Below are 25,871 nucleotides of genomic sequence, written 5' to 3'. Positions count from 1 at the left end.
CCAGATCCAGAGTGCTAAGGGTCCGGGAATCAGCCTGGCAACTGCCCTTTTTCCAACACCAGCTCCCACATCGCTTTTTGCTTTATATATTTGTGCGATGTCATGTGCTGGACAGAAATCCGGCGCCATTCGGCCCCAAATAACTGCTCTACACTGGCCTGATCAAAGAAACGCTTGCAATTGCCTTGGTCGCGATAGAAGTTGGCTTCAATCAACTCGCCCTGCCCGGCACCGAAATTCACATCTTCGGTGGAGTTCAGGCGACATGAAAACAAGGCACCGGGCCGCAAGCTATTCCAGATTCTGCGCACAATGGCCTGGGTTTCATCCCAGGGGAAATAATGCAGGGACAAGCTGGCCAGGACCAGCTCAAGATTATTCGCCGCCTGCGGCCAGGGACCTCGCGTATCCCTGCACTCAATCAAAGCCTCGGAAGCGCTGCTGTGCGATTGCCACACCTTCGGGTGAGAGGTCAAAAGCCATCACCTTCAATCCTGCCTGGGTCAAGGTCAACGTATCGTCGCCAAAACCACAGCCTATCTCCAGTACCGGCGAAGAAATTTCACGTTGAGCGATCAAGGGTCACCAGCGATCAAGCCAAGGGTCCGAATACATAAACACGTTTCTCGTACAACAAGAGGAAAAATCAGGTCGCTGGGACGTCAAGGTCACGGACCAGTAAAGTCAGGACAATCACCGCCAACAGGCACTCGCCCACATTGAACCAAAGGTGCCAGGGCTTGGACTTGTCACTATTGCCCAATGCGTAACGTATCCCTCTGTAATTGATCCAGCCCAGGCACACGACCAGCACCGGCCACAAGATCCATAGCGGCGGGAAAAACAAAAGAAACATAAAGGCCAGCCATGCCAGAATCAAGGTGGCAAGAGGGGACAGGCAAGAAAGTAGTTTGCTCATGAAGACCCGAGGAGCGCATATCGACAAGGTGTAGTGTTGCCTGAATAGCCACTACGCTCAAGACCGGGCAGCTGTTGCTAGTATCGCTGCCTTGCCTGTGCTTTGCCTTTGCCTTTGCCTTTGCCTGGCAGCAGTTCAAACGGGAGAGGCATGACAAGTTGCAGGAATAAGCCTTTGTCGCCACTCCCCGTATTTCAGCTTCTCACGCAGAACGCTCGAATCAAGATCATCGGCGTGGCACCTGCATCAGTTCCTTGCCCGCCTCGTCATAGACAAGGACCGCCTTGTCTTCAACCGTAAACTCCATCAAGTCACGACCAGCCACAACCGGACCTTGATCCTCAACACGGATACGAATATCTTCGTCGTAGGCTTTGGGCAGGTAATCCATCATGGCCTTGCTTCCCTTGGGGCCATAGTCCCCAATAGAGTCACCCTCATACGACACATGTGAGCAGTGGACAGAAGCACAATATGTCCACATGGAGGGGGAAACATAAATGAAAAAGCCGAACCCAATATTTCAAAGGGTTCGGCTTTATCGACCGACGCTACACTTGCCTATGCAGGCAAGCAGGGGGTCAAACGATCTGGATCTGGGTAGCGCAAGGGCCTTTTTGGCCAACGCCAGCAACGAAGGAAACGCGTTGGTTCTCCTCCAGAGATTTAAACCCAGAACCCTGAATTTCACTGTGGTGCGCGAAGAGGTCTTTACCGCCACTCTCCGGCATGATGAAGCCGAAGCCTTTTTCGTTATTGAACCACTTCACAATACCAATTTCTGTTTTCAATGTATGTCCTAATTAATCAGGGGAAAAATGTCCCTGGACACACTATGGACGCTATCCGCATATATTGATAGCACCGTTACAAACTAAGCGGTTGGAGCACCCTGCCGGTTTCGCCACTTGCGACCCAACACAAGGGTGATTATTGACACGCAACACGACTAGTCCTTGTTAGCGGGTGAATGCCTTACCAATGCTTACATGGTTTCAGTAGGCATATCTGGCGACAAAGGGCACGGGTCTGGTAGAGCAGCGTTAGTATGAATTGACCTGAAATACAAACCAAACAGGCACAAAAAAAGCACTTAGTTTTACCTAAGTGCTTGATTCGACTAGCAAAAGAAATGGTGGGTGCTGAGGGGTTCGAACCCCCGACCTACGCCTTGTAAGGGCGCCGCTCTACCAGCTGAGCTAAGCACCCATTTCTGTGATGCCGTTCTTCTTGTGAAGAAAAAGAATTATAGGACCAAAGAATTTTTTTTGCAAGTCTTTTGCGTAAATTAATTTAAAAATTAATTCACAGCGTCTTTCAGAGCCTTACCGGGACGGAACTTGGGCACGTTTGCGCCTTCGATCTCGATGGTTTCACCGGTACGTGGGTTACGACCCGAACGGGCAGCGCGTTCCGACACAGCGAAGGTGCCAAAACCAACCAGAGTAACCGTATCTTTTTCTTTCAGCGTGGTGGTCACGGCATCGATAAACGCATCCAGTGCACGACCAGCGTCAGCTTTGGACAGATCGGCTTTGGTGGAAATGAATTCGATAAGCTCGGTTTTATTCATTGAGAAAATACCCCTGAAAATTATTTTACGGGCCCCCAGCGGGAACCAGTTTGTGGCGGTCAGACTTAATAGTGACAAACGACAGGGCAAGCAAGCACTACCGTCTGCCATGGCTACCGGGCGCACAAGTGCCCCGGTTGGCTACCGCGTATTAAGCCTTCGTTTAATACCCGTGTCAAGCAAAAAAACCCCTGTAACCCGCATCATTGCTCACTGTTGATACAAGTTGCAGGACTTTCCCTATTTTGCATCGAGAAACTTAACAGGCTGCCTCAAATATGTTATTTGGGCTTTGAAACCCCAAAAAATTAGCTGGCTGATACTACGTTTTTGAACATTTTTTCAAGCGCTTGCGCACATCCAGCAGCGACTCTGCAAGCCGTCGCTCGCATAAATTTCCTTTTATGCCTCGCACTTAGCCTCACCCTAGCTTCTTGTCTGAGGGCGAGAAGCTTCATTTCTGCACCCCTCTCCTGAACACCAACCATGCCCATATCGAAGCGGCCTGCCCTCCTACAATTTTCTGCATTGTTTGACTGTATTTCGGTACTTGCTACCGTCAAGGAGCGCAGCGATGCACGGCAAGGTTTATTTGGTTGGGGCGGGGCCTGGCGACCCTGAACTTCTCACACTACGCGCTTTATACCTGCTGCAACATGCAGATGCGGTGGTATATGACCGTCTGGTCAGCCGCGCCATCATGAGCTGCATCAATCCTGAGGCCACCTTGCATGACGTCGGTAAAGTTGCCACCTGCAAGCCCAGCATGCAGGACGACATCAACGGCACGCTCTTGTCCTTGAGCAGAACACATCAGCACGTTGTTCGCCTGAAAGGCGGTGACCCCTTTATTTTTGGCCGTGGAGGCGAAGAGCAACTGTATCTGCAACAACATGGAGTCCAGGTTGAAGTCGTGCCCGGGATTACGGCAGCGACAGGTTGTGCGGCTTCTCTAGGCATTCCCTTGACCCATCGCGGGCTGGCCAGCAGTGTGCGCTTTATCACCGGGCACCTGCGCGACAACCAAGGGCTGGAACTGAACTGGGCCTCCTTGTCTGATCCCACCTGTACGCTGGTGTTCTACATGGCCATGGCCAATTGCAGCCATATTGCCCAGGCCTTGATTCAACATGGGCGCAGCCCGCATACGCCTATCGCCTTGGCACAAGATGCCACGCTTAAAAGCCAGCGCTGGGGCTTGGGTACTTTGCAAACACTTCCACAGCTTGCGCAAACCTTCAGTCCCCCAGCCTTGTTGATTATCGGCCAGGTGGTGCAGTTGCATCCGGATTACCCGCAACCTGCCTCAAACACGCAAAATGCCCTCGCCTGCGAACCCTCCTGGGCCTTGATGTGAAAGGTTTGCACCTCCCTTTCAAGCTCAGTGGCAGGCAGTTTCTGGCCAACATGTGGCTAGCCGTGCTGCTCTCCCTTCTTTGGCCACAACAAGCCGCTGCTGATGAAACCGCTTTGACACCGGAGCGGCAAGCCTCTTTACGGACGCTGCTTCATCAAGAATGCGGCTCATGTCATGGCTTACTCCTGAAAGGAGGCCTGGGGCCTGCTTTAACGGATAACGCCTTGCAAGACCAAAGCGCACAGCAGATCGCCCTGACGATCATGCAGGGCCGTCCCGGAACAGCCATGCCTGCCTGGAACCGCTTCTTGCAGCCAGCGGAAAGCCTCTGGCTGGCTCATTTTCTTCTCCATGAATCGGATGCAGCACCATGAAAGCACTGATGACTCTGAGCCTGCTTGTCGCTTTAAGCGGCTGTGCCAACCCATTACGCGGCACGAATGACCTGGGGCTGGTTGTAGAGCGTGCGACGGGCAGTGTGGCTGTCGTTGAAACCAGTCATCGCAGCCGCTTGGCACGAATTGAAGGTTTGGGTGATCTGTCCCACGCCCATATCACCTACTCACGTGACGGGCGTTATGGCTATGTCTTTGGACGGGACGGCGGCCTGAGCAAAGTGGACCTGCTTCAACAAGTTCTAGTTCATCGCATCATTCAGTCCGGCAATGCCATAGGTGGCGCCATCTCCCAGGATGGCAAGCTGATTGTGGTGCAAAACTACGAACCGGGTGGTATCAAGGTTTTTGATGCGGACACCCTGGCCCTGATCAGTGAAGTCCCGTCTTACTACGCCCCCAACAAACGTGCCAAAGTGGTTGGTCTGGCGGACTTACCCAATCAGCAATTTGCCTACTCCTTGTTCGAGGCAGGTGAAATCTGGCTGACCGATTTATCCGACCCCTTACGCCCCACAACACGGCGTTTTGCAGCGGGTCGTCAGCCTTACGATGCCATGGTCACCCCGGATGGGAGGTACTACATTGCCGGACTGTTTGGCGAGGATGCCCTGGCCATGCTGGATTTGTGGAATCCTGAAAATGGAGTCCAAAAAATCTTGCAAGGCTATGGTCGGGGAGAGTCCGCCCTGCCCGTCTACAAAATGCCGCATCTACGGGGTTGGTCCTTGGCTGGTCAGGACTTATTTTTACCGGCCATTGGACGCCATGAGGTTCTGGTCGCCAGCACCGTGAACTGGCAAGAGAAAACTCGCATTCCGGTTCATGGACAACCCGTTTTTGTGATGGCTCAGCCCGATGGCCGTCAGGTCTGGGTGAACTTCGCTTTTCCAGACAACGACAAGGTACAGGTGATTGATGTCGCCACCCTGGAAGTGGTTCAAACCTTGGACGTAGGCAAAGCCGTTCTCCACATGGAATTCACCCCTAGGGGTGAGGCTGTCTGGATTTCAGCGCGAGACGACAACAAAGTCAGTGTGTACGACACCCACAATTTCAAGCGTCTGGACAGCCTGGATATTCAGCACCCGAGTGGAGTGTTTTTTACGCATCGGAGTGGTCGCATTGGTTTCTGATCTTTCCCCTTCTGCCTTTCAACTATTGAACGCCTGGCAACATGGCTTCCCCTTGGAACCCCGACCGTTCCGCACGCTGGGACTGCTCTTGGGGCTTAGCGAACAAGCCGTGATGGACTACCTGCAACGCTGGCAAGACCGAGGCATCATCAGCCGTATCGGGCCAGTACTGAACCCTGCCTGTATGAGCAGCACTTTGGTGGGCATGCATGTGCCCGCCAAGGATCTGAACACGGTTGCAGACTGGATCAGTGCCCTGCCCGCCGTGAACCACAACTACGAGCGCGAACACGCCATCAATCTCTGGTTTGTGCTGACCTGTGCGAATGAACAAGAACGGCAGGCGGCCTTGGAGCACATCGCTGAACATACCGGCTTGTTGCCCTTGTCCTTGCCCATGATCCGGGCCTATCACATTGACCTGGGGTTTAGCCTTGTTCCACATACCAAGAGCACCAGCCCCTTGTCGCCAAGCAAGGGGCTGCCCGCATTAGGCAGTACTGAACGCAAACTGCTGGAGTGTTCTTTGCAAGGTTTGAAGATTCAAGCCGACCCCTTCAAGCCTTGGGCAGAGCAAGTACAGATCAGCGAGAAACAAGTGCTGCAACAGCTACGCGGCTTTCTGGAACAAGGCATATTCCGGCGATTTGGCGTGGTCCTGCGCCATCGAAAACTGGGCTACCAAGCCAATGCCATGTGTGTCTGGACGGTAGACAAGCATCGCATTGATGCCCTAGGCGAGGAGCTGGCCAGGCAAGACGGCATCACGCTGTGCTATCAGCGGCAGCCCTGCCCGCCACATTGGAATCACAATCTGTTTTGCATGATTCACGGCAAAAACCGTCAGGACGTACTGACAAACCATGCGGAGTTGAATAATCGTTTTGACTTGGGTCAGCTCCCGCAGGAAGTGTTGTTCTCCACTCGCTGCTTCAAACAACGAGGCGCACTGCTTAGCCCGGCTCATCATGACTGATCATCACACCCCACCATTGCATGCGCCGGTTGAACTGGACAACACCGATCGCCACATTCTGAATCGCTTGCAAGATGGTTTCCCCATCTGCTCCCGCCCCTTTGCGCAGTTGGCACCTGATTTTGCCTTGAGCGAGTCTGTCTTGATTGCTCGTGTCCAGCACTTGCGCCAATCCGGGATATTGACCCGCTTTGGGCCCCTCTTTCAGATCGAGGCTTTAGGCGGTGCTTATTGCCTGGTCGCTATGGCCGTACCGGAAAAACGCTGGGACAGTACCGTCATAGCCGTCAACCGCCATCATGAAGTCGCTCACAACTACCGGCGCGCCCATGCCTTGAATATGTGGTTTGTACTGGCTACGGCGACACCGCAAGACATCGAATCCTGCCTGAAGACAATCGAAGCTGAAACCGGCCTACCCGTCTTTGCCTTTCCCAAAGAGCAGGAATACGCCCTAAGCCTGAAACTGGAGCTTTGATATGGTGCATTTGAATCCCGCCTATACCGCACTGATCCATGCCTCGCAGCGGGGTTTGGCGATAGAGCCACAGCCCTACCTAAAACTGGCGCAAGAGTTGGGTGTATCCGAAGCTTATGTCATGAAGCAGTTTCAAACCATGCTGGACCAAGGCTTGATACGGCGCATTGCAGCCATCCCCAATCACTATGCTCTGGGCTACGTGGCCAATGGCATGTGCGTCTGGAATATCACGGACGACAAGCTAGACCTAGTCGGTACATGGCTAGGCTCGCAAGCCGGAGTCAGCCACTGCTATCGTCGTCCGCGTCGTCTACCCCAGTGGCCGTACAACCTGTTCGCCATGCTGCATGGCAAGGACCATGACACGGTACGTGCCCAGGCACAGAGCATCAGCCTGCAAATATCGCAGCGCTTTCCTGGCGTCCTGCACGATCACGATATTTTGTTTTCCACGGCCATTCTTAAAAAGACCGGCCTGCGTCTACGGAGGCCTTGAGCATGTTCCGGATATCCCGTTTTGTTGCTGCCCTGCACGCTCCTGTTACGCCGACACGCGTCAGCAAGGCCCCTGTGGTGATCTGGAATCTGATACGTCGTTGCAATCTGCATTGCAGCCACTGCTACTCTGCCTCTACCAACAAGGACTTCCCTGGCGAGCTGAGCTACGAACAAGTCTGCACTGTCATGGATGACCTGCATCAATTCGGTGTACGCGCCCTGATCCTGTCCGGCGGCGAACCTTTGCTACGCCCAGATATTTACGACTTGGGCCGACGTGCGAAAACACTGGGCATGTACGTAGGACTATCGTCCAACGGCACCTTGATAACCGAGCAAAATATTGATCAGATTGCCAACTGCGGCTTTGACTACGTAGGCATCTCCCTGGACGGTTTGCAGGCCCGCCATGACCGAATTCGTGGAGAGGACGGAGCCTACGCGGCCTCCTTGCACGGCTTGAGACTATGCCGTGAAAAACAGTTGAAAGTAGGCCTGCGCTTTACCCTGACTCAAGAAAATGCAGTTGATCTAAATGGCCTGCTGGCTGTGATGGAGCAGGAACAAATCGACCGCTTTTATCTCTCTCATTTGAACTATGCAGGTCGGGGTTTGGGCAACCGCGCCCTGGCCAGTCACCACGCCGTCACCCGGCAGGCTATGGAGCAGCTTTTCACAACCTGCATGACCTATCAAAAAGCCGGCAAACCCAAAGAGTTCACCTCGGGCAACAACGATGCTGACGGTGTTTTCTTTCTGCACTGGGTGCGACGGCATTACCCCGAGCAAGCTCCCAAAATTCTGACTATGTTGTGCCAATGGGGAGGCAATTCCTCCGGCCAAGGAATTGCGAACATCGATAACCGTGGCAATGTTCATCCCGACACCATGTGGTGGCATTACAGCCTTGGAAACGTGTTGCAACGGCCTTTCTCGGAGATTTGGTCCAACGATCAAGATCCCTTGCTGACAGGCCTGCGGCAACGACCCAGGCCTGTACAGGGGCGCTGTGCTGGCTGTGCCTACCTGGATATCTGCAATGGCAATACGCGCACTCGGGCAGAAAAAAGCACAGGCAATGTGTGGGCAGAAGATCCGGGATGCTATCTCAACGATCAGGAAATCACTGTCTGAACGCCCTCCAGGCAATTAACAAGAACCATTTTTACTCAACCACAGTTCTGGAACCTCTGCCCTGCCCCCTGACTTCTGAAGCCTCAAATAGTACCCAGCACTCCCAATAAAATCAGGTGAGCTGCTGGGAAAAAGAGTGCGGAATCAAAACACAGCCAGCTTCAAGTGCCAGCCTGGACAGGCCTAAATTGAAGGGCCAAAAAAAGTGAGGCAAGCGATCTTGCCTCACTCAAACTCAGTAACAACAACAACAACAACAACAACAACAACAACAACACTTCACTTAGTTCTTCATCACACAGTTCACCTAAGCAAGCTGATAGCGCACCTAGGCCAGCTCACAGATCAAGCCTTGCTGCTGCAACAGCTCAAGCAAAGGCTGTACATCCCACGATGACTTCCAGGCAATCACGATGCGCTCGCCTGGCACCCAGGACTGGCACAGGGGTGCCCAGAAATCACGATTCAACAAGGTGTCTTGCAAGACCACCCCCGCCTGATCCAAGGCCATCAAACGGGCATCACGACGTGCCTTCTCCAAAATCGCAGGCAAAATCAGTGGCAGGTACAAGACCCAATCTGCCTGGTTCAATTTGCGCAAGGCGCGCAGCGTCAGCAAGTCCACTGCCTCCAAGTCGGCGATAGGCAAAATGGTGACCTGAATATGCTGCTGAGGGGTTTCTGTCCTCAAGGCAGCATCAAAGGCTGCCAGCGCTTCCGTAGCCTTGCCTTGCGCCAGGAGATCGGGGATAGGACTATCCAGTACGTAATCAAAGAAATGACGACGGGTATGTACCTCGGGGAAAGCCTGTTTGATATCGGCTCGGCGGCGAGCCAGCAAACCGGCCAAGTCCCCTACTGACTCAGGCAGCTCGCTTTCTATCCACTCCCGAACACGCCGCGCCAGTACAGGAGCTGAACCTGCAGAGGAGACCGCAATCATCAAGGGCGAACGGTCGACCATGGCAGGGACTTGTACGGTAGACAGATGCCCATCGTCGACCACATTACAGGGCAGACGCAAGGCGTCGGCTGCCTGAGCCACGATGCGATTTATCTCGCGCCGTCCAGTTGCTGCAACAACCAGCCAGGCCTCGTGGATATGCTCGGCAACAAAGGAGGTAAACAAGCTGCTTAAAGCACCCGCCTGAGCACTGGCCCTCAACCAGGAAGTTTGCTCCGGTGCGACGACGGTGACTCGCGCGCCAGCACGCAGCAAGAGCCGAACTTTACGCTCCGCAACCGTCCCGCCACCTACGACGACAACCGCCTTACCGGTCAGATTGAAGAACAAGGGAAACACATTCATTGCACGACATCCTTAAGGCGCCAGCAGACACTGGCGCCCGGTTCACACTTACTTCAGGCTGGAAAAGTAGGCAGCCAGTTCATTCACCATTTCCGGGCTAAGAGGCTCGGCCATCGGGCTCATGATGGGATCGTTACGCTCTCGCGATTTGAACTGCTGTAGCTGCTTGACCAGATACTCCACCTTCTGCCCTGCCAGGTTGGGATACATACCTTCCGTGCTGACACCTTCCAGCCCATGGCAGGACGCGCACAAAGGCAGCATGGACGATGCCTGGGCCGATAGTTGCGACTGCCCATGCGAGCCTTGTAAACCCACTGCTTTGTCCGCTGCCAAAGCGACACTGGAACCCAAGAGGCCCACAAGAGCCATACCCATAAAAAGCTTTTTCATGACGTTCCTTTGCTTAGAATTTTTGGGTTTCAGGCTGACCAATGGTGAGCCAACGAGTACGGGCACGCGAGAAAATGCCCGATGGGCTTTCCATCTTGTGTTCAGCTACCAGCTCCAGACTGCGGCTGTCGTAAATCTTCAAGCGATCCCCCCAGTAACCCGAACTGACGTAGAGGTAATCGCCCGTGCGGTTGTAGTTGGGGAAGAAGGCATGACCACCCACGTCCAAAGTCTTCACCACGGACAAGGTGTTTTTATCGATCAGCTGAATCCAGGAAGCGCGCTTGTCCTTGTCGATAATGTCCACCGCCACATACGGGGCATTAGGATGGGCGGCGGGGGATTCGGTGGCTCCGGCAACGGGAATCTGCTTCACCACAGAGAAGTCTTTGACATCCCAGGCAGTAACCACAGAGCCTAACTTGCAGGTGCCCATATTGGTGCCGAAGGCCAGCATGCGGCCGTTCACTTCCGTGACAGCACCCGAGCCTGCGTGAGGCTGACAGCCAGCCGGAATGTCACGTACCACCTTGTCGTCCTTCAGGTCGATAGCCACGTATTTGTTGTCGTCGTAAGAGGCCACCATGGAATAGCGACCATCCGGCGTCAGGAAGGTGTCGTGCAACATGCGGCCGACCTTGGCCAGTTTGGTGACCGGCATATCCGGCTTGTCCGGATCAATAATCCAGATCTGCCCGGCTTGGCGCAGTGTCAATGCAAACTTGTTATTGATACGACTACCAATAATCGGACCACCGGCGGATTTGATGAAATTGCCGTCCGGGTCCTCGCCCTCCAGAGCGATATATTTCACTGGTTCCAGGGTGTCGGCCTTCAGGATAACCATGCTGTTGGGTACGAAGGAACTCAGTGCCAGCCACTTGCCATCTTTGGATAAGGCAATACCCGTACCAGTCAGCCCCACCTTGGCCTGACGAACAATCTGCAAGGTGTACAAGTCGATTTTGTAGACGTGCCCATCATCACTTTTCAGGTATCCCCAGCGCTCGTGGCTGGGGCTGAATTCCATGATGTGTGGCGCGCCAACCGTGGCAATTTCACCCACCTTCTGGTTGTTCTTGCCATTGATGAAAACAGCACGAGCCTGATTGGAACCATCGCCCCGCCCATAACGCCCGCGGGCCATGATGACCATCAAGTCGTAGACGGAATCGATCTCGTAATTGGGTTTGCCGGGCAAGGTGGATTCGTCTACCAGCACTTTCACGCTGGCACGTATCTGATCCATATCCCAAGTGCGTTCCACCACGGGTTCGTTCTTGATCATCTTGGCCAATGCGCGAATATCCTCGTCGGGCAAGCGTCCGACAAAAGGTGGCATCAAGGTATCCGGAATCCCGGTCATGATGGTGCCGCGCAAGGCAATCTCACTTTGAACCAGGCGATCACTGTGCAGGCCCGGAGCGATATACCCTCCCCGGTCGGCTGCGTGACACACCGCACAGTTTTGCTGAAACAAGTTGTCTACCCGAACTTGCTCTTCCGTCGGGGCCGCCAAAGCCGCGCTGACGGTGGTAGACAGGAAGGCCAGGGTCATCATTTTTCTATACATTCCATTACCTCCAACAATTGTCTTGCTAAAGGGCAAGACCAAACAAACTATAACGATTGTTATTTTTTACTGAGAAGGTATGGATACGGATTAAATAATGGGGATGGTTTTTTTATATCGTAATTACGGGATATTAAATACTCTTACCGAGATAAAAACATCCATGACAAGGAGCCAGTTGGCAGATCAAGAAGCCGGATAAATTTATCACGAACGAATATTCATTTTGACTTAACTCAAGTTAAAACTAGAGGCTGCTGCCTATAGTGGCCCGGCCTGGCTCGCCCTTGATGGTTTTGATTATTTTTCCGGTCCCGCCATGTTTTCTTTACCGATTACGCTTTCCCATACTCATAGCCCACCGTATAAACGACAAATTGCACGTCAAATCGAAACCCTGATCTGTTCGGGACGTTTGCAAGAAGGCAATCGCCTGCCTTCAATCAACCGAATGGCGTCTCTGCTGCAGGTTTCCAAAAATACGATCATGGGTGCCTATGATTTGCTGATCGACTCCAATCTGATTCATAGCGAACCTAGCCGGGGATTCTTTGTGGCTACACCTACCCGCAATGGTCGCAGTCGCCTGGCACCGGATTTTGTGCTGGAGACGGCCCACTGTTCACGCAGCCCGCGTACCAGCACGGCACAGGCCAGCGGTGTGCATGTGCCTGCTGCCAGCGTGCCCGTTCGTTTTGATTTCAAGATTGGACGCCCCTCGGTCCATGCTTTTCCGCTGCGACAGTTCATTTATTTGTCCAACCAGTTGCTGCGTTACGCAGGCTCTGCCATGGCAGACTATCCACCGCCTGAAGGTCTATGGGGTTTGCGGCTGCAAATTGCGGATTATCTGGCGGCCAGCAAGGGCATATTGGCTGACCCGGAGCACATCATCATCACTGCAGGAACACAGGAGTCCTTAAGTCTGATCGCAGCTCATTTCCTGGACGAAAAAAGCTGTGCGGTGCATGAGTCGCCCGGCTACAACGGCTTCAGACATTTGCTGGCGCGGCACCGTGCACAAAGTATTCCCGTGCCTGTGGACCAGCACGGTTTGCGCACAGACACACTGCCCGACAAGGCTGTTCAGTTGGCTTTCGTCACGCCCTCCCATCAGTACCCTTTGGGGCACACCTTGACGGTAAGTCGCAGACAGGAGCTACTGGCTTGGGCCAGTACCAGTGGCGCTTTGATTATTGAGGACGATTATGACGGGGACTTCTGTTATGGCCCGGCCTTGCCCGCGCCACTCAAGGCCATGAGCCCCGGACAGGTGATTTACCTGGGTTCGTTTTCCAAAACCTTGGGCCCTGGTTTGCGCTTGGGCTATATGGTCTGTCCTCCCCACCTGAGCCAGGATTTTATTGCTCGCAAGGCCTTGCTCAACAACGGGTCACCCTGGCTAACACAAGCCGTGTTGGCACGTTTTTTTGATGAGTATGACTATCCACGGCACCTGCAATACTTGCGCCGCCGTTATCTGGAGCAACGCAATACGCTGCTGCAGGGACTGAAAAAAGTGTGGGGAAATACGGGCGTAGTCAGCGGACACAATGCTGGCATGCATCTGGCTTTTCGCCTGCCACAACAAAGCCCAAATGCCCACCACGTTGCCGCTGCGGCACTGCGCCATGGCATACGGCTCTACCCTTTAGCACAGGCCGCCAGCCAGGAAACAGACAGCACGAATCCACGCCATCTGCTGTTTGGCTATGCGAATCTGGAATGCAGGGAATTGCAGCAAGCAATGCAGCATCTAGCCCTGATACAGCCCAGGCTGAACCATGGCTAGATGTGCGAAGAGCTTAGGACTGGGCCAGCGCCTGATCAAAGTCCGAGGTCAGATCGATAATCTCTTCAATACCTACGGAGATACGCAACTGATTGTCGGCAATGCCCATCAGAGCGCGCTGCTCAGCGCCCATCTCGTAGTAGATGGTGTGGGCCACGGGCAGCACCAGACTGCGGTTGTCACCCAAGTGCGTAGCCAGTACAAAGACTTTCAGGCGATTCAGGAAGTCAAAGATTTCAATGCCCTCTTCCAGCACTACGCTCATCAGGCCACCGAAGCGATTGCCGAACAATTGAGCCGTACGCTCGTGCTGCGGGTGATCTTCCAGGCCGGGATACTGCACGTGCTTGACCTTGGGATGCGCCTTCAAATGGCGCGCCAAGGCCAGGGCGTTGGAACAGATACGCTCCATACGCAAAGGCAAGGTTTCCGAACCGACGGCCAGGCGGTGGGCCACGTCAGACGACAAGGTGCCGCCCATATCGCGCAAGCCCTTTTTCCGAATCTGTACCAAACCCCAGTTCTGCGTATTGCCCGTGCGGTAGACCTCGGCAATATTGGGGTAGGTCGTCCAGTCAAACAGGCCGGTATCCGTCACCATGCCACCCAGGGCATTACCGTGACCACCAATGTGTTTGGACAGGGAGTTGACCACCAGAGAAGCCTGGAATTCACGGCCGGGCGACAGATACGGCGAAGACAAGGTGGCATCGACCACATACAGCAAACCCTCGTCCTGACACCACTGCCCCACCCCTTTCAGATCTGCTACCTGTGTACCGGGATTGGCAATGGTCTCAACAAAGACCATGCGGGTATTGGGCTGCCGTGCGGCTTGCACCTGGGCCAGATCAGTTGCATCCACCAGCGTGGTTTGTACACCCAGGTCGCGCAAAGTCCCCAGCAAGCTATTGGTATTACCGAACAGGAATTTGCTGGCAATCAGGTGATCGCCCTGGCGCAGCAAGGTAAACAAGGTTGCTGTCAGCGCCGCCATACCTGTGGCAAAACTGACGCTGCCTATGCCTTTTTCCATGCGTGTAATCTTGGCTTCCAACGCCGCCGTGGTGGGCGTGCCTTGACGAGAATAGGTAAAGCCGGACTTGCCCTGAAAGACCGCAGCCAGCTCACGCGCATCCTGAAAACCGAACTCGGTCGATGGGTGCAATGGCTGATGGATAGCGCCATGCTGCGTGCCCAAGCGACGGTCAGAGTGCAAGGTAGAGGTAATAAAGCCGTTTTCTTCCATGATCGTTTCCAAGCCCATAATGCGTGTACACACCGTCAGCGCCGATCGGGTTTTGCCCGGCTGACGGCCAATTACCTATTATCTGGTGAAGCGGCGGATGAAACCCGCCGTTTTTTATACAAATAAGTAATTAAGCAAGTAACAAGACTTAAAAGAAATTAAGACTGGCTACGTTGGCGCAAGGTTTCATACAAGCAAACCGCACTGGCGACGCTAACGTTCAGGCTTTCAACTGCGCCCATCATGGGGATGGAAACCAGCTCGTCGCAGGTTTCACGGGTCAGACGACGCATGCCCTCGCCCTCGGCCCCCATTACCCAGGCCATGGGACGGCGGGCATCGACCTGGTGGAAGGTATGCGTGGCCTGGTCGCTGGTGCCGACCAGCCAGACATCGCGCTCGCGCAGCATACGCATGGTACGGGCCAGGTTCGTCACCGTAATGTAAGGCGTAGACTCTGCACCGCCGCAAGCCACGCGTGATACGGTGGCATTCAGACCCACAGCGCGGTCACGAGGCGCAATTACGGCGTGGGCACCTGCCGCATTGGCGCTACGCAAGCAGGCTCCCAGATTGTGGGGGTCTGTCACTCCATCCAGAATCAACAGAAAAGGTACCTGACCGGCCTCTTCCAGATCGTCCAGCAATTCATTGACATCGACGGCCAGTTCTTGCTCCAGAGCCAATGCCACCACGCCCTGATGGCGCGTGCCTTTGGCCAGACCATCCAGACGCTCCACCGGCACAGCCATGACTTTCAAACCAGCCAGTTCTACCTGTTCGATAAAGGCCAGCATCCGCTTATCGCGCCGGGTCTGATCCACATAGACCTCGCGCACCGAAGCGGCGCTAAAACGAACTCGGGCAATAACGGCATGGAAACCGGCCAAAACCTGCTGAGGCATAACAATCCTTGGGGGAAATAAGAGCAAATAAAGAAAGCCGGGCAAAAAGCCCGGCCTGGCATTGTACGCCTATCGGCGCCGTCCTCTAGGGCTACGCGTGGATTTCGCAGACTTGGCTGCCTTCTCCGCACTGCGCTTTTCATCCCGCTCGGCCTGCTTTTGCGATGCACGCCGTTGGGATGCCGTGGTGCCCTTCAAGGCCAGCGGTTTGGTTGGGGCCGCTTTCTTGATGGGACGCTCGGATGGATCGACCCCTTCAGCTGCCGCCTTCACCGCCTTGTAGCCCACACCCTTGACCAGACGGAACTCGATACGGCGCGCTTCCAGATCAACACGAGCGACCTGGACTTGCACCGCGTCGGTCAGGCGATAACGCAGACCGGTGCGCTCACCACGCAGCTCGTTCGAGGTTTCGTTGTACTGGAAGTAATCCGCACCCAGCTCGGAGACATGGACCAGACCTTCCACATACAAGGTATCCAGCGTCACAAACAGACCGAAGCTGGTCACGCCGCTGATCTTGCCGGAGTATTCCTCCCCCACGTGCTCTTTAACAAACCAGCACTTGAGCCAGGCTTCCACATCTTTGGAAGCCTCATCAGCACGACGCTCGCGCGCCGACAACAAGGCACCCAATTTTTCCCAACGTGCAAAGTCGCGCTTGCTGGCTGGCAAGGCGGCATCGCCCGGATCTTCATCGATAGCCGGAATGTAGCGCTCGCCCTTCAAAATACCCTTGATGACACGGTGCACCAGCAAGTCCGGGTAACGCCTGATCGGCGAGGTGAAGTGCGCGTATTGCGAATAGGCCAGACCGAAGTGACCCGTTTTTTCCGGACTGTAAATAGCCTGCTGCATGGACCGCAAACACATGGTCTGAATGACGGCAAAGTCAGAACGGCCACGAGCCGCAGCCACGACTTTGGCGTAATCCGCAGAAGTAGGCTCATCGCCTCCTTCCAGCGTCAAACCTAAACTGCGCAGATACTCACGCAAGGCTTCCAGCTTGGGCGGCGTTGGGCCTTCGTGTACACGGTACAAACCGTTGCGACGGCTGCGGGCAATAAAGTCTGCAGCACAGGTATTGGCTGCCAACATGCACTCTTCAATCAGCTTGTGCGCATCGTTACGGACCAAGGGTTCGATACGTTCAATACGACCCAAGGGGTTGCACACAATCTTGGTTTCAACCGTATCGAAGTCAATCGCACCACGTGCAGTACGGCGCTCGGCCAGCAGGCGGTACAAGGAGTACAGGTTCTGCACAGGCTCCAGCACGTGCTGAATCTGGGTGGCCGCCGGGCCAGTGGGCTGCTGCAAGGCGCTCCAGATATCGGAATACGTGGTGCGTGCATGTGAATGAATGACCGCTTCATAAAACTGGTAGGCCGACACGGTGCCGGATTTGGCACCATCGGCCAACACGACCATATCGCATACCATGACCAGACGGTCTACCGACGGATTCAGAGAACAAATCCCGTTGGACAGGCTTTCTGGCAGCATGGGGATCACGCGGCGCGGGAAATACACACTGGTGCCACGCTCCAGAGCGTCTTCATCCAGGGCATCGCCAGAGCGCACGTAATGGCTGACGTCGGCAATCGCAACCAGCAAACGCCATGCCCAGCGCGAGCGCTTGCCCGTGCCGATATCAACGCGTTCGCAGTACACCGCGTCATCAAAGTCTCGTGCGTCTTCACCGTCAATAGTGATGAAAGGCACATCGCGCAAATCTACGCGGCCTTTGTATTCCGATGGCTTGACCTTGGCGGGAATGCGCGCAGCCTGCTTGAGCGCCTTCTCGGAAAAATCGACCGGCACTTCAAACTTGCGCACGGCAATTTCAATTTCCATGCCGGGATCGTCAATTTCCCCCAGCACTTCAATCACACGCCCCAAAGGCTGACGATGGCGCTCGGGCTGCTGAGTAATCTCTACCGTCACAACCTGACCGGGCTCGGCCTCGCCCTGGTCTCCGTTGGGAATCAGGATGTCGTGCTTGATACGTTGATCTTCGGGCACCACGATGAACGAGCCACGCTCCCGCAGAAAACGGCCCACCAGCTTGCTGGTGTGGCGCGCAGTAACTTCCACAATCGAGGCATCTGGCTTGCCGCGGTATTCACCGACGATACGCACCATAACGTGGTCGCCGTGCAACACTTTGGCCATTTCTCGTGGCGACAAGAACAAATCGGGCTGCCCATCGTCGCGCTGCAAGAAACCAAAGCCGTCGCGATGGCCCAACACTTTGCCGGCGATAAAACCAGTTTGGTTATTTTTGCGAATTTTGCCTTCGGGGGAAATCAGCAACTGACCATCGCGCTCCATTGCGCGCACACGCCGCTCGAAACCCACCGTAATTTCTTTGCCCAGGCCCAGCTTTTTCGCCAGAGCCTGCATGGTCAGGCCGTCTGCATCTTCGCGCAGCCCCGCCAGGATCACTTCCCGAGTCGGGGTATCCGGGTCGAAGTCAGGCGGCAACTCATAACGGCCCGTTGATTGAATACGGTCCTCAGTACTGTCTTGATGTTTTTTATTCAAAAGGACACTTCCATTATTAATAAAGTATGCCTATAATCCTTTTTCTTTGCTGCTCACGCAGTAAAGTCGTTCAAGGCTTTTGGCACAGCCATAAGCATACAACGATATGCCCAGGTGGCGGAATTGGTAGACGCGCATGGTTCAGGTCCATGTGCCTTCGGGTGTGGAGGTTCGAGTCCTCTTCTGGGCACCAAAATTCCGAAAGGCCGCTCATTTCTCAATGGTCGGCCTTTCTTATTTGGTTGCTCCATGAATTTATTATCCTTCAGCATCAATCCGATTACGTCTGACTGTGGCAGAAAACAAGCAGCAATACGACCCCCTTCTTTTGTACACACAGCCATTTCCACACAAAGAATCACCACCGCATGATCGGCTGCTTTCTTTACAGGCCTGTGAATACCCCTTGAAGCAAGCACCTGGGGAGCCAAGGCAACACACTCAAAGCAAAACACCGCCTGCCCTGCTTTGTACAACCATAAAAAAACCGACTGTGTTTCTACAGTCGGTTTTCAGTCTCAGGATGCAGTAGGTTTAACCGCCGCAGCCACCGCAACATGCACCATCTTCACCATGCGCAGGTTTGGCGATTTGATAGCCGGCCCGCTCGACCGCAGCATGCAGATCTTCCAGCGAGACCTGGGTTTCATCAAAACGAACCGACGCCTTTGCGTTTTCGAACGAGGCATCTGCCGCTTGTACGCCTTCAATAGCCGCCAAGGCAATAGCCACTTTATCGGCGCATTCAGGGTGTCGCAAACCCGCCAGTTTCAGCATTCCAACTTGCATTTTTTATCCCTTTAACATGAGGTGAGGCAGTTGATGAAATCGCCACCGCCCATAAAGATATATATTAAATACATCTTATAGATACGGCAAGGTGCCAGTACAAGAACGATGCGCCAGCCTGGAGGCAGACACAAAAAAACCGGCTTGCCCGCTGACCACAGGCAAACCGGTCTGAAAACTGTTTTCTGAACAGGCTCCTTTGCTTGTTAGCAGTGCCTGCCCTCCCTTGAACGACCCTGACTTACCTCATACCCAGCTTGCGACTGGCTGCCAGCAAGGCCACGATACTCAACGCCGCGGCCAGAATCAGGTAGTAACTGGGCGCCACCGGAGAGCCGGTCAGTGAAATCAGACCCGTGGCAATCACAGGTGCAAAACCACCAAAGACAGTGACGCCGACGTTGTAGCTCAAGGACATGCCTGTAACACGGGTACGCACCGGAAAAACATCAGCCATCAGTCCGGCCAAGGGGGCGAAGTACACGGCTTTGAGCAAAGCCATCAAACCTACAACCAGAATCAGCGCCGTTTGGGTCGCCTCGCTATTCAACCACATGAAGGACGGGAAGATCGTAATCGCATACAGCACGGCAGCGGTGAGCATGATCTTGATCCGACCAACTTTACCTGCGACATAACCTACCAACGGCGTAGCAATAGTCAGAATCAAGCCTGCTGTTAAGGTTGCCAAGAATCCGGCGGATTGTGGAACATGCAATGTGGTCGCCGCATAGGACGGCATATAAGTAATCAGGTAGTTGGAGGCGGTAGACAAGATCAAGGTGCCTAAAGCAATCAACAGCAAAGCCTTTTGTGAACTCAGTACTTCTCGCACTGGCTGACCGCCCGGCTCACTTTCTTTGAAATCCGGAGACTCATCCACCGTTTTGCGGATCCAGTATCCTACCGGCCCCAGCAACAAGCCGAAGAAAAAAGGAACACGCCACCCCCAATCCAGCATCTGCTGTTCGCTTAAGGTAGAAGTCAACACATAACCGAACAAAGAAGCCAGCACGACACCAAAGCCCTGACTGGCAAACTGCAGACTGGCCACAAATGCGCGAGAGCGTTCTGGAGCATGCTCCATCATAAATGCGGTAGAACTGCCAAATTCGCCCCCCGCCGAAAAACCCTGAATAAAACGCGCAATCAAAATACCGATAGGCGCAATGAGCCCGAGCGTTTCATAACCAGGCATGACCGCAATCATGAACGTGCCCAATAACATCAAGAGGATGGACAGGGACAAGGCTTTCTTGCGTCCGTGTCTGTCCGCATAGGAGCCAATAACCGCGGCTCCAATGGGCCGAATCAGAAATGAAATCCCGAATGTGGCAAAAGCCAGAACCAAAGAGACAGTAGGGTCTGAGCTCGGAAAAAAAACACGACCAATGGTCAGTGCAAAGTAGGCATATACAGCAAGATCAAACCACTCCAAGGTATTCCCCACCACGGACGCGGCGACCGGCTTCCAGAACGAACGCGGTAAAGGCCCCACCGCTTTTTTGGTCTGCTCCATCTTTTATCTCCTCCTGCCCCCGGTGTTTCCGAAGGCAATGCGCCGTTACTTCTGAACGGCGTCTGTTTTTTTAAGTGTTCTTGTTCAATTCGCCCAGTTCCCAGAAAACGCTGGTCATGATGTCCAGCCCCTCTTGGATAATGGGAGTCAGCATGTGCTCATTGGGAGCGTGCTGAGAGCAGCCGGGGTAGGAGTGTGGCACCCAGATCGTGGGCAGACCCAGTACATCGGCAAAAATATCGTTGGGTACAGTTCCTGCCAAATTCGGGATCACGGCAATTTTCTGATCCGTCACTTTGCTGATCGCATCCTTGATCAAGGCGATCCACTTATTGCCCAGATCCAGCCTGGTGGCAGGCATGATCTGGCCCATATGAATACGCACCTGCTCGAAGCCACGCGCATCAAGGTGCTGGCGCAAGGTGCTTTCCAAGTCCTCTGTCTGCGTTCCCAGCACAAAACGCAAATTGCAAAAAGCCTGAGCACGAGGCGGGATAGCATTGATTGGTTTTTGCGGATTCCCGGCATCCAGTGCCAGCACTTCCAAGGTGTTCCAGCCGAACAGACGTTCGCCGTAGCTAAGGCCCGGTTCGCCCCAATGCGCATTTAAGGCCAGCCCCAAGGTATGCTGACCAATCTCCAAATCTGCAATGGCAGCCAGCACGTCCTCCGGTATGGGGCCTGGCGTCAGTTCGCGACACAACAGCTGTCCTTGAGGCCCCACCAGGCAGGCCAGAGCATTGGCCAGCACCACCGCGGGGTTTTCCATCACCCCGCCCCAATTGCCCGAGTGCAGCCCCCCTTCACGCGAAATCACCTCCAGCGAGAACAACGCAGTGCCACGCGAGCCCAAGAACAAGGTCGGCTGATTGGCGTTCAAGCGCGGGCCGTCCGAGGCCAGAAACAGATCAGCCGACAAGCTCTGTGCATGTTGTTCGCAAAACTCGCGCAAACCGATCGAGCCTCGCTCTTCACCCGTCTCAAAGATGGCTTTGAGGTTGAAACCCAAACGCCCATCGCGAGCTTGAATGACCTGTTCCAGCGCGGCCAGATTGATGCTGTGTTGGCCTTTATTGTCCGCCGTCCCCCGGCCGTACCAACGCTCCCCTTCGATCTTCAATTCCCAAGGCGCCAAGCCTTCACGCCATTGATGGTCATGTCCGGGCACCACGTCGCCATGCCCATAGGTCAGAATCGTGGGTAGCTCATCGGATTCATGTCGGTGAGCCAGAAGGATGGGGCCTGCCCCTTTGGGATTGGCCAGGATACGGACCTCAAACCCCAGTTTCACCAAGGAAGGGCCCAGCTCCTGATCCAGGTAGAGCTGCAATTGATCCACTTTCTCCGCAGTCTGGCTGTCACTTTGAATCGCCACACGACGGCGCAAGTCCTGCTCGAAACCGCCCTCCTCAAAATAGGCGCGCACCCTGGACAAGGCTTTACTTTTTCCCATTTTTGTCTCGTTGTCTTATTGATAGGAAAGAGGACTATAGAATTCGTTTTGCCTTCTGTATATTTCTATCTTTAGAATAGAATGAACTAATTTTTAGAATTCTTAAGTTAAGTCCTAAACTATCGGTACAGACGGGATTAGCTGAGCAAAATCATGGACTACAAGTACTTTCTGGCGGTGATGGAAACAGGATCACTGGCAGCAGCCAGTGCACGACTGCACATTGCCTCCAGCGCAATCAGCCGGCAAATCACCCTGTTGGAGGAATCCATAGGCGTTACGCTGTTCGAACGCAGACGGCGGGGAATGGTACTGACGGCAGCAGGTCAGGCCCTAGCCGAACATGCCCTGCGTGTGCGATTGGAGGAAGAAGCAATCTTGCAAAGCCTGCGGCAGAACGACTATGCCCAGGCACACTTGATACGAGTGGCGGCCACAGAGGGCCTGTCCCGCTATTTTCTACCCATGGTCATGGCTGAGTTTTCCAACCGAACCCCTTTGGCGCGGTTCGTCTTGAAGGTCAGCTCGCCCGATGACTGTGTGGAAATGGTCAGAAGCGGAGAGGTCGATCTCGGGGTCATTTTCAGCACGGCCCCGGTACCCGACATTGAAGTGAACTACTCCTGCCTTTCACCTATTTTTGCCATCATGCAACCTGAGCACCCCCTGAATGCGGCACGCAGTTTATCCTTGACCCAACTACAGCCCTACCCCATTGTGATGCCCGGAGAGGAGCTAACTCAAAAGCAGTTGTTTAATCATGTCTGCCAGATGGAGAAGCTGGTCTTCAACGAGGTATTTACATGCAATTATTCGGGAGTACTGCACGAGTTCGTCCGTCGTACCAACGCGATTGCCTTGGGGGCGTCGATCAGCCATCGCAGCAGCATGGACCACGGTCTGAAAATCGTTCCCATACTGGACCCCCGCCTGGACAGGGATCTACAGGTTTTAAGCATGGCAAAGCGGGCACTACCTCAAAGCGTCAACACTTTTCTGCAAGCCTTGATCCGGGAACTGAAGGAAGTTTGAATAACACGATGACTGAGCTTTCCTTTAGGTTGGCTGTAACAATGCTCTGCAGCTAGTTGCTCACGCCTCTTTTTGTGAACACACAAAACAAAAAGCCGACCATCTTGCGATGATCGGCTTTTTGAGGAATTTTGGTGCCCAGGAGAGGACTCGAACCTCCACACCCGAAGGCACATGGACCTGAACCATGCGCGTCTACCAATTCCGCCACCTGGGCTCTGACTGCTGGATTTGTTTTTCAACTCGTCTCTGCAAGACAGAAGAGAACTATAACATGGTTTTGAAAGAATGCAAACTATTTCTGCTTTTTTTCATGTCTGACAGAAATAAGCGCAGCCCTTGCACTTCATAAGAATCGCTTTTATGCTTATTGCTATATCAAGAGTTGGGACAACCCATGCCAACCTGTGTACCCGCACAAGGTGGATTCAAGATATGGCCATCTGGCAATCAATGGGATCATCAAGACACGAACCCGCTGCCAGCGGGTTTTTTTATGCTTGGTTGTTTCCAGGCAAAGGGTCCTTTAATCCAACTTGCTCACCCGGAAGTCCCTTCCAAGAGCTAAACAGGAGTGTTTCATGTCTGCACCGTTTTGCTATTACCTGACTTTAGAGCAGCACCACTACCGCATTGTCCTGCACCCCGGTTGTTCACGGCTGGCTGTAGTGTGCGAAGTACATGCTGACAAGGTCGGAGATTACGAGCCGCGCTGGCTGGGTTCCAGTTGTCGCGGTGGCTATTGGGCCCGCTTCCAGCACGATATTGACAGCACCTTGTTGCTGAACATGGATGCCATTGCCCGCCTGATTGACGAACACCGTCTGGCTCATCCCGATACGGTGCTGGATACAGATTTACAGCCCGTGTTAAACGTGGGCGGACGCTTGCGCGCCCAGCCCTACCCTCAGCAAAAAGCCGCTTAGTCCAAGCGTGGGGCGTCGTCGCCCTGATCACCTTGACGCCAGTAGCTGCTGGCCCGAATCGCGCCTTTATCCAGGCCGCGTTCTTGCACCCAGTACTCACGCAAGCTTTGAGCGATGGAATATTCTGCTGCGACCCACACATAGCCGGTGCCGCTCAACTCGGGTGCGGCACGCAATGCGTCCAGAATGCCATTCAAACCGGCCAGCGAAGGAATCCAGTTCACCGTGACATGGTCCGGTGCCTCCATCGCACCGACTGTCAGCAGATTACGTGCCAATACGTAAACATGCACCTTCACATTGGAAGGCAGTTCTTTCACTCGTCGCGCCATGGCAGGCACAGCGGTTTCGTCGCCAATCAGAACTTGCCAATCCAGGTCCTTGCTGACCAGGAAGGAGCCACGCGGCCCGGCCACACCCAGCTTGTCGCCCTCTTTAGCTTGCATGGCCCATTGGCATGCCGGGCCTTCACCGTGGACCACAAAATCAATATCCATCTCCTTTTCCTGCTCGCGGAACTCGCGAGGAGTGTAGTCGCGGATAGGTGGCTTTTCCTGACCGGCGGCAAAGACCATGCCACGCTCGCCCATTTGAGGCAGTCGCAATTCTTTAGTGACAGGGTCCGGGAAAATCAGTTTGACGTGGTCATCAAAGCCAGGGGTATAAAAACCTTCCAGATCCGAGCCTTCCAGGGTGATGCGCACCATATCAGGCCCCAGTTCGCGCCGCTTTTTTACGGTCAGCAAACGCAACTTCAAGGTATGAGCAACTTTCTGCGTTAATTGTTCAGACTGCATTCTTAAGACTCCTTGGGCAAGTTCCGTATGTCAGCGATGGCTTTTTCCAAAATGGCCACCACCTCTGCCTGTCGTTCCAGACTGGCTGTCGATTGTTCAAACATGGCCTGCTTCAGGCTGTGGCGTACCTGGACAAACTCCGGCAACCAACCTGTTTGTTCCTGCGCGGCCTTCAAATCCTCGTCGCTATTGTGTTCGGCCAGCATCTGCCGTATCCACACCAGCTTGCGCCCGCGATAGGTCAGGGACTGCATCAGGTAATCGCACTTTTCTTTTTGCTCTTCCAGATACGTGTGCCCTTCCTTGGTCAGGCTGTACATCTTGCGACGGCCTTCTTCTTCAATCAGCACCCAGCCTTGCGTGGCGCAATACGCCAGGGCGGGATAGACCGCACCAGCGCTGGGTACATAGCTGTTCTGGCTAAGCTGCGCGAAACGGCGTATCAACTGATAACCGTGAGTACTGCCCTCTTTGAGCAGGGCCATCAGCATGAGCTGCATGGCCCGAGCAGAGTATTTTCGGCCTTGGCCCATATCCAGCAGCATCCGCTCGACATCCATTGTGTTGAATTTCATGTCCATACTCTTATGCTATATCACATGACACACTATAATGATAATGAGAATGCCAATCAACTAGAAATTGAAATTAAATTTATTGAGTGAAAAATGCTTGCTTTCCCAAGGAAACTCACTCTATAATTGAATGCTTGAGACAGGCAGCAGCCTTGATCAAAAGCCCAGGTGGCGGAATTGGTAGACGCGCATGGTTCAGGTCCATGTGCCTTCGGGTGTGGAGGTTCGAGTCCTCTCCTGGGCACCACAAATTCCTCAAAAAGCCGATCATCGCAAAATGGTCGGCTTTTTGTTTTTTCCGTCTGAAAGCAAGCAGCTTGCACACGCTGTTTGAAGGCGAGGAAGCCAGATACGTAGATCCAATCAGTGTTGGTATGGTCGGGCCTCCCTTCCAGCGGTACGACCTTCCGAAAAATCAAATTCCTTTTGGACTGAAGGCAGACGTACTCAAAACTCCTCCCTGACTTACCGCAGAACAATCAGCCATAAAAAAACCAAAACAGCATGAGCACTGTTTCGGCTTTTTTGATTCTGGCGGTCTTA

27 protein-coding genes, 4 tRNA genes and 1 riboswitch are annotated in these 25,871 nt (G+C 54.0%); of the genes, 12 read left to right on the top strand and 19 right to left on the bottom strand.

All coding sequences use genetic code 11. The features are described from left to right. Positions 1-29: 29 nt before the first annotated feature. From WFM49_RS03225 to WFM49_RS03195, 7 genes are all read right to left on the bottom strand, one after another. Complete coding sequence (locus WFM49_RS03225) at positions 30-476, bottom strand: class I SAM-dependent methyltransferase (RefSeq protein WP_250757278.1); 447 nt, start codon at positions 474-476, stop codon at positions 30-32. Further along, positions 418-579, bottom strand: a complete 162-nt coding sequence (locus tag WFM49_RS03220; RefSeq protein ID WP_336971620.1) for a class I SAM-dependent methyltransferase — start codon at positions 577-579, stop codon at positions 418-420. The genes WFM49_RS03225 and WFM49_RS03220 overlap by 59 nt, the downstream gene beginning before the upstream one ends. A 67-nt stretch (positions 580-646) precedes the next feature. Beyond that, positions 647-919, bottom strand: a complete 273-nt coding sequence (locus tag WFM49_RS03215) for a hypothetical protein (protein WP_250755827.1) — start codon at positions 917-919, stop codon at positions 647-649. A 226-nt stretch (positions 920-1,145) separates the two neighbouring features. Next, positions 1,146-1,313: a hypothetical protein gene (locus tag WFM49_RS03210; protein WP_022983143.1), complete on the bottom strand. Its 168-nt coding sequence runs from the start codon at positions 1,311-1,313 to the stop codon at positions 1,146-1,148. 187 nt (positions 1,314-1,500) lie between these two features. After that, on the bottom strand, positions 1,501-1,710 hold the full coding sequence (locus WFM49_RS03205; protein ID WP_009461560.1) for a cold-shock protein: 210 nt from the start codon (positions 1,708-1,710) through the stop codon (positions 1,501-1,503). A 342-nt stretch (positions 1,711-2,052) separates the two neighbouring features. Next, a tRNA-Val gene (locus WFM49_RS03200) sits at positions 2,053-2,128 on the bottom strand. Positions 2,129-2,219: 91 nt separating this feature from the next. Then, complete coding sequence (locus WFM49_RS03195; protein ID WP_003799450.1) at positions 2,220-2,492, bottom strand: HU family DNA-binding protein; 273 nt, start codon at positions 2,490-2,492, stop codon at positions 2,220-2,222. Between the two features lie 574 nt (positions 2,493-3,066). On the opposite strand from WFM49_RS03195, the gene cobA reads away from it, so the two are divergent. The 7 genes from cobA to nirJ are packed head-to-tail and all read left to right on the top strand — an operon-like array spanning position 3,067 to position 8,469. Beyond that, a complete protein-coding gene (cobA, locus tag WFM49_RS03190; RefSeq protein WP_336971617.1) occupies positions 3,067-3,849 on the top strand; it encodes a uroporphyrinogen-III C-methyltransferase in 783 nt (260 codons plus the stop codon). A 50-nt stretch (positions 3,850-3,899) separates the two neighbouring features. Then, entirely contained in the window at positions 3,900-4,223 is a 324-nt protein-coding gene (locus tag WFM49_RS03185; protein WP_336971801.1) for a c-type cytochrome, read from the top strand. Continuing rightward, entirely contained in the window at positions 4,220-5,380 is a 1,161-nt protein-coding gene (locus WFM49_RS03180) for a cytochrome D1 domain-containing protein (RefSeq protein WP_009461551.1), read from the top strand. Before WFM49_RS03185 ends, WFM49_RS03180 begins: the two co-directional genes overlap by 4 nt. Beyond that, positions 5,370-6,356 carry a siroheme decarboxylase subunit beta gene (gene ahbB / locus WFM49_RS03175; RefSeq protein ID WP_336971615.1) on the top strand — a complete coding sequence of 329 codons (987 nt, stop codon included), beginning with the start codon at positions 5,370-5,372 and terminating at the stop codon, positions 6,354-6,356. The genes WFM49_RS03180 and ahbB (WFM49_RS03175) overlap by 11 nt, the downstream gene beginning before the upstream one ends. Then, positions 6,349-6,834, top strand: coding sequence for an Lrp/AsnC family transcriptional regulator (locus WFM49_RS03170; RefSeq protein ID WP_336971613.1), 486 nt, complete (start codon positions 6,349-6,351; stop codon positions 6,832-6,834). Before ahbB (WFM49_RS03175) ends, WFM49_RS03170 begins: the two co-directional genes overlap by 8 nt. Before the next feature lies 1 nt (position 6,835). Then, positions 6,836-7,333, top strand: a complete 498-nt coding sequence (gene ahbB, locus WFM49_RS03165) for a siroheme decarboxylase subunit beta (protein WP_009461545.1) — start codon at positions 6,836-6,838, stop codon at positions 7,331-7,333. Positions 7,334-7,335: 2 nt separating this feature from the next. Then, on the top strand, positions 7,336-8,469 hold the full coding sequence (gene nirJ, locus WFM49_RS03160; RefSeq protein ID WP_250755830.1) for a heme d1 biosynthesis radical SAM protein NirJ: 1,134 nt from the start codon (positions 7,336-7,338) through the stop codon (positions 8,467-8,469). 328 nt (positions 8,470-8,797) lie between these two features. On the opposite strand, the gene WFM49_RS03155 is transcribed toward nirJ, so the two are convergent. Genes WFM49_RS03155 through WFM49_RS03145 form a run of 3 tightly spaced genes read right to left on the bottom strand, consistent with a single transcriptional unit; the run spans position 8,798 to position 11,744 of the window. Further along, complete coding sequence (locus tag WFM49_RS03155; protein ID WP_336971609.1) at positions 8,798-9,778, bottom strand: precorrin-2 dehydrogenase/sirohydrochlorin ferrochelatase family protein; 981 nt, start codon at positions 9,776-9,778, stop codon at positions 8,798-8,800. Between the two features lie 48 nt (positions 9,779-9,826). Further along, positions 9,827-10,171 carry a c-type cytochrome gene (locus tag WFM49_RS03150; RefSeq protein ID WP_009461228.1) on the bottom strand — a complete coding sequence of 115 codons (345 nt, stop codon included), beginning with the start codon at positions 10,169-10,171 and terminating at the stop codon, positions 9,827-9,829. 13 nt (positions 10,172-10,184) lie between these two features. Then, positions 10,185-11,744 carry a nitrite reductase gene (locus tag WFM49_RS03145; protein WP_235332508.1) on the bottom strand — a complete coding sequence of 520 codons (1,560 nt, stop codon included), beginning with the start codon at positions 11,742-11,744 and terminating at the stop codon, positions 10,185-10,187. Positions 11,745-12,063: 319 nt separating this feature from the next. Between WFM49_RS03145 and pdxR the strand changes: the two genes are divergently transcribed. Further along, positions 12,064-13,536 (top strand): MocR-like pyridoxine biosynthesis transcription factor PdxR, encoded by a 1,473-nt coding sequence (gene pdxR / locus WFM49_RS03140; protein ID WP_031231950.1) that lies wholly within the window; start codon positions 12,064-12,066, stop codon positions 13,534-13,536. A gap of 13 nt (positions 13,537-13,549) precedes the next feature. On the opposite strand, the gene WFM49_RS03135 is transcribed toward pdxR, so the two are convergent. The 3 genes from WFM49_RS03135 to rnr all read right to left on the bottom strand — a co-directional run bounded on the left by WFM49_RS03135 (position 13,550) and on the right by rnr (position 18,237). Beyond that, entirely contained in the window at positions 13,550-14,785 is a 1,236-nt protein-coding gene (locus tag WFM49_RS03135; RefSeq protein WP_021446494.1) for a cystathionine gamma-synthase family protein, read from the bottom strand. Between the two features lie 158 nt (positions 14,786-14,943). Then, positions 14,944-15,690, bottom strand: coding sequence for a 23S rRNA (guanosine(2251)-2'-O)-methyltransferase RlmB (gene rlmB, locus WFM49_RS03130; protein ID WP_009458936.1), 747 nt, complete (start codon positions 15,688-15,690; stop codon positions 14,944-14,946). A 69-nt stretch (positions 15,691-15,759) separates the two neighbouring features. Next, positions 15,760-18,237, bottom strand: a complete 2,478-nt coding sequence (gene rnr, locus WFM49_RS03125; protein WP_336971602.1) for a ribonuclease R — start codon at positions 18,235-18,237, stop codon at positions 15,760-15,762. Positions 18,238-18,345: 108 nt separating this feature from the next. On the opposite strand from rnr, the gene WFM49_RS03120 reads away from it, so the two are divergent. Continuing rightward, positions 18,346-18,430 (top strand) — tRNA-Leu (locus WFM49_RS03120). A 341-nt stretch (positions 18,431-18,771) separates the two neighbouring features. Here WFM49_RS03120 and WFM49_RS03115 read toward each other — a convergent pair. The 3 genes from WFM49_RS03115 to WFM49_RS03105 form a co-directional block, all read right to left on the bottom strand. Continuing rightward, the gene (locus WFM49_RS03115; protein WP_031231948.1) at positions 18,772-19,026 is read right to left on the bottom strand and encodes a heavy-metal-associated domain-containing protein; all 255 of its coding nucleotides are present in this window, start codon (positions 19,024-19,026) and stop codon (positions 18,772-18,774) included. 241 nt (positions 19,027-19,267) lie between these two features. Further along, positions 19,268-20,545 carry an MFS transporter gene (locus WFM49_RS03110; protein ID WP_009458929.1) on the bottom strand — a complete coding sequence of 426 codons (1,278 nt, stop codon included), beginning with the start codon at positions 20,543-20,545 and terminating at the stop codon, positions 19,268-19,270. 70 nt (positions 20,546-20,615) lie between these two features. Further along, entirely contained in the window at positions 20,616-21,998 is a 1,383-nt protein-coding gene (locus tag WFM49_RS03105; RefSeq protein WP_336971600.1) for a M20 family metallopeptidase, read from the bottom strand. A 153-nt stretch (positions 21,999-22,151) separates the two neighbouring features. Between WFM49_RS03105 and WFM49_RS03100 the strand changes: the two genes are divergently transcribed. Then, a complete protein-coding gene (locus tag WFM49_RS03100) occupies positions 22,152-23,030 on the top strand; it encodes a LysR family transcriptional regulator (protein WP_009458923.1) in 879 nt (292 codons plus the stop codon). Positions 23,031-23,162: 132 nt separating this feature from the next. On the opposite strand, the gene WFM49_RS03095 is transcribed toward WFM49_RS03100, so the two are convergent. Further along, positions 23,163-23,247 (bottom strand) — tRNA-Leu (locus WFM49_RS03095). A 153-nt stretch (positions 23,248-23,400) separates the two neighbouring features. Next, a riboswitch (SAM-I-IV-variant riboswitch) is annotated at positions 23,401-23,494 on the top strand. Positions 23,495-23,611: 117 nt separating this feature from the next. On the opposite strand from WFM49_RS03095, the gene WFM49_RS03090 reads away from it, so the two are divergent. After that, complete coding sequence (locus WFM49_RS03090) at positions 23,612-23,956, top strand: hypothetical protein (protein ID WP_254499048.1); 345 nt, start codon at positions 23,612-23,614, stop codon at positions 23,954-23,956. Here the strand turns inward: WFM49_RS03090 and WFM49_RS03085 are convergent. Next, on the bottom strand, positions 23,953-24,753 hold the full coding sequence (locus WFM49_RS03085) for a siderophore-interacting protein (protein WP_336971597.1): 801 nt from the start codon (positions 24,751-24,753) through the stop codon (positions 23,953-23,955). The genes WFM49_RS03090 and WFM49_RS03085 overlap by 4 nt on opposite strands. Before the next feature lie 2 nt (positions 24,754-24,755). Beyond that, the gene (locus WFM49_RS03080; RefSeq protein WP_022983141.1) at positions 24,756-25,328 is read right to left on the bottom strand and encodes a PadR family transcriptional regulator; all 573 of its coding nucleotides are present in this window, start codon (positions 25,326-25,328) and stop codon (positions 24,756-24,758) included. A gap of 162 nt (positions 25,329-25,490) precedes the next feature. Here WFM49_RS03080 and WFM49_RS03075 point away from each other — a divergent pair. Continuing rightward, positions 25,491-25,575, top strand: a tRNA-Leu gene (locus tag WFM49_RS03075). Positions 25,576-25,871: the final 296 nt, after the last annotated feature.

This window comes from Alcaligenes sp. PF14 (assembly GCF_037150615.1).
Taxonomy (GTDB): Bacteria; Pseudomonadota; Gammaproteobacteria; order Burkholderiales; family Burkholderiaceae_B; genus Alcaligenes; species Alcaligenes phenolicus.
Note: the sequence above shows the minus strand (reverse complement) of the source record. Positions and strands in the feature narration are given on the sequence as shown.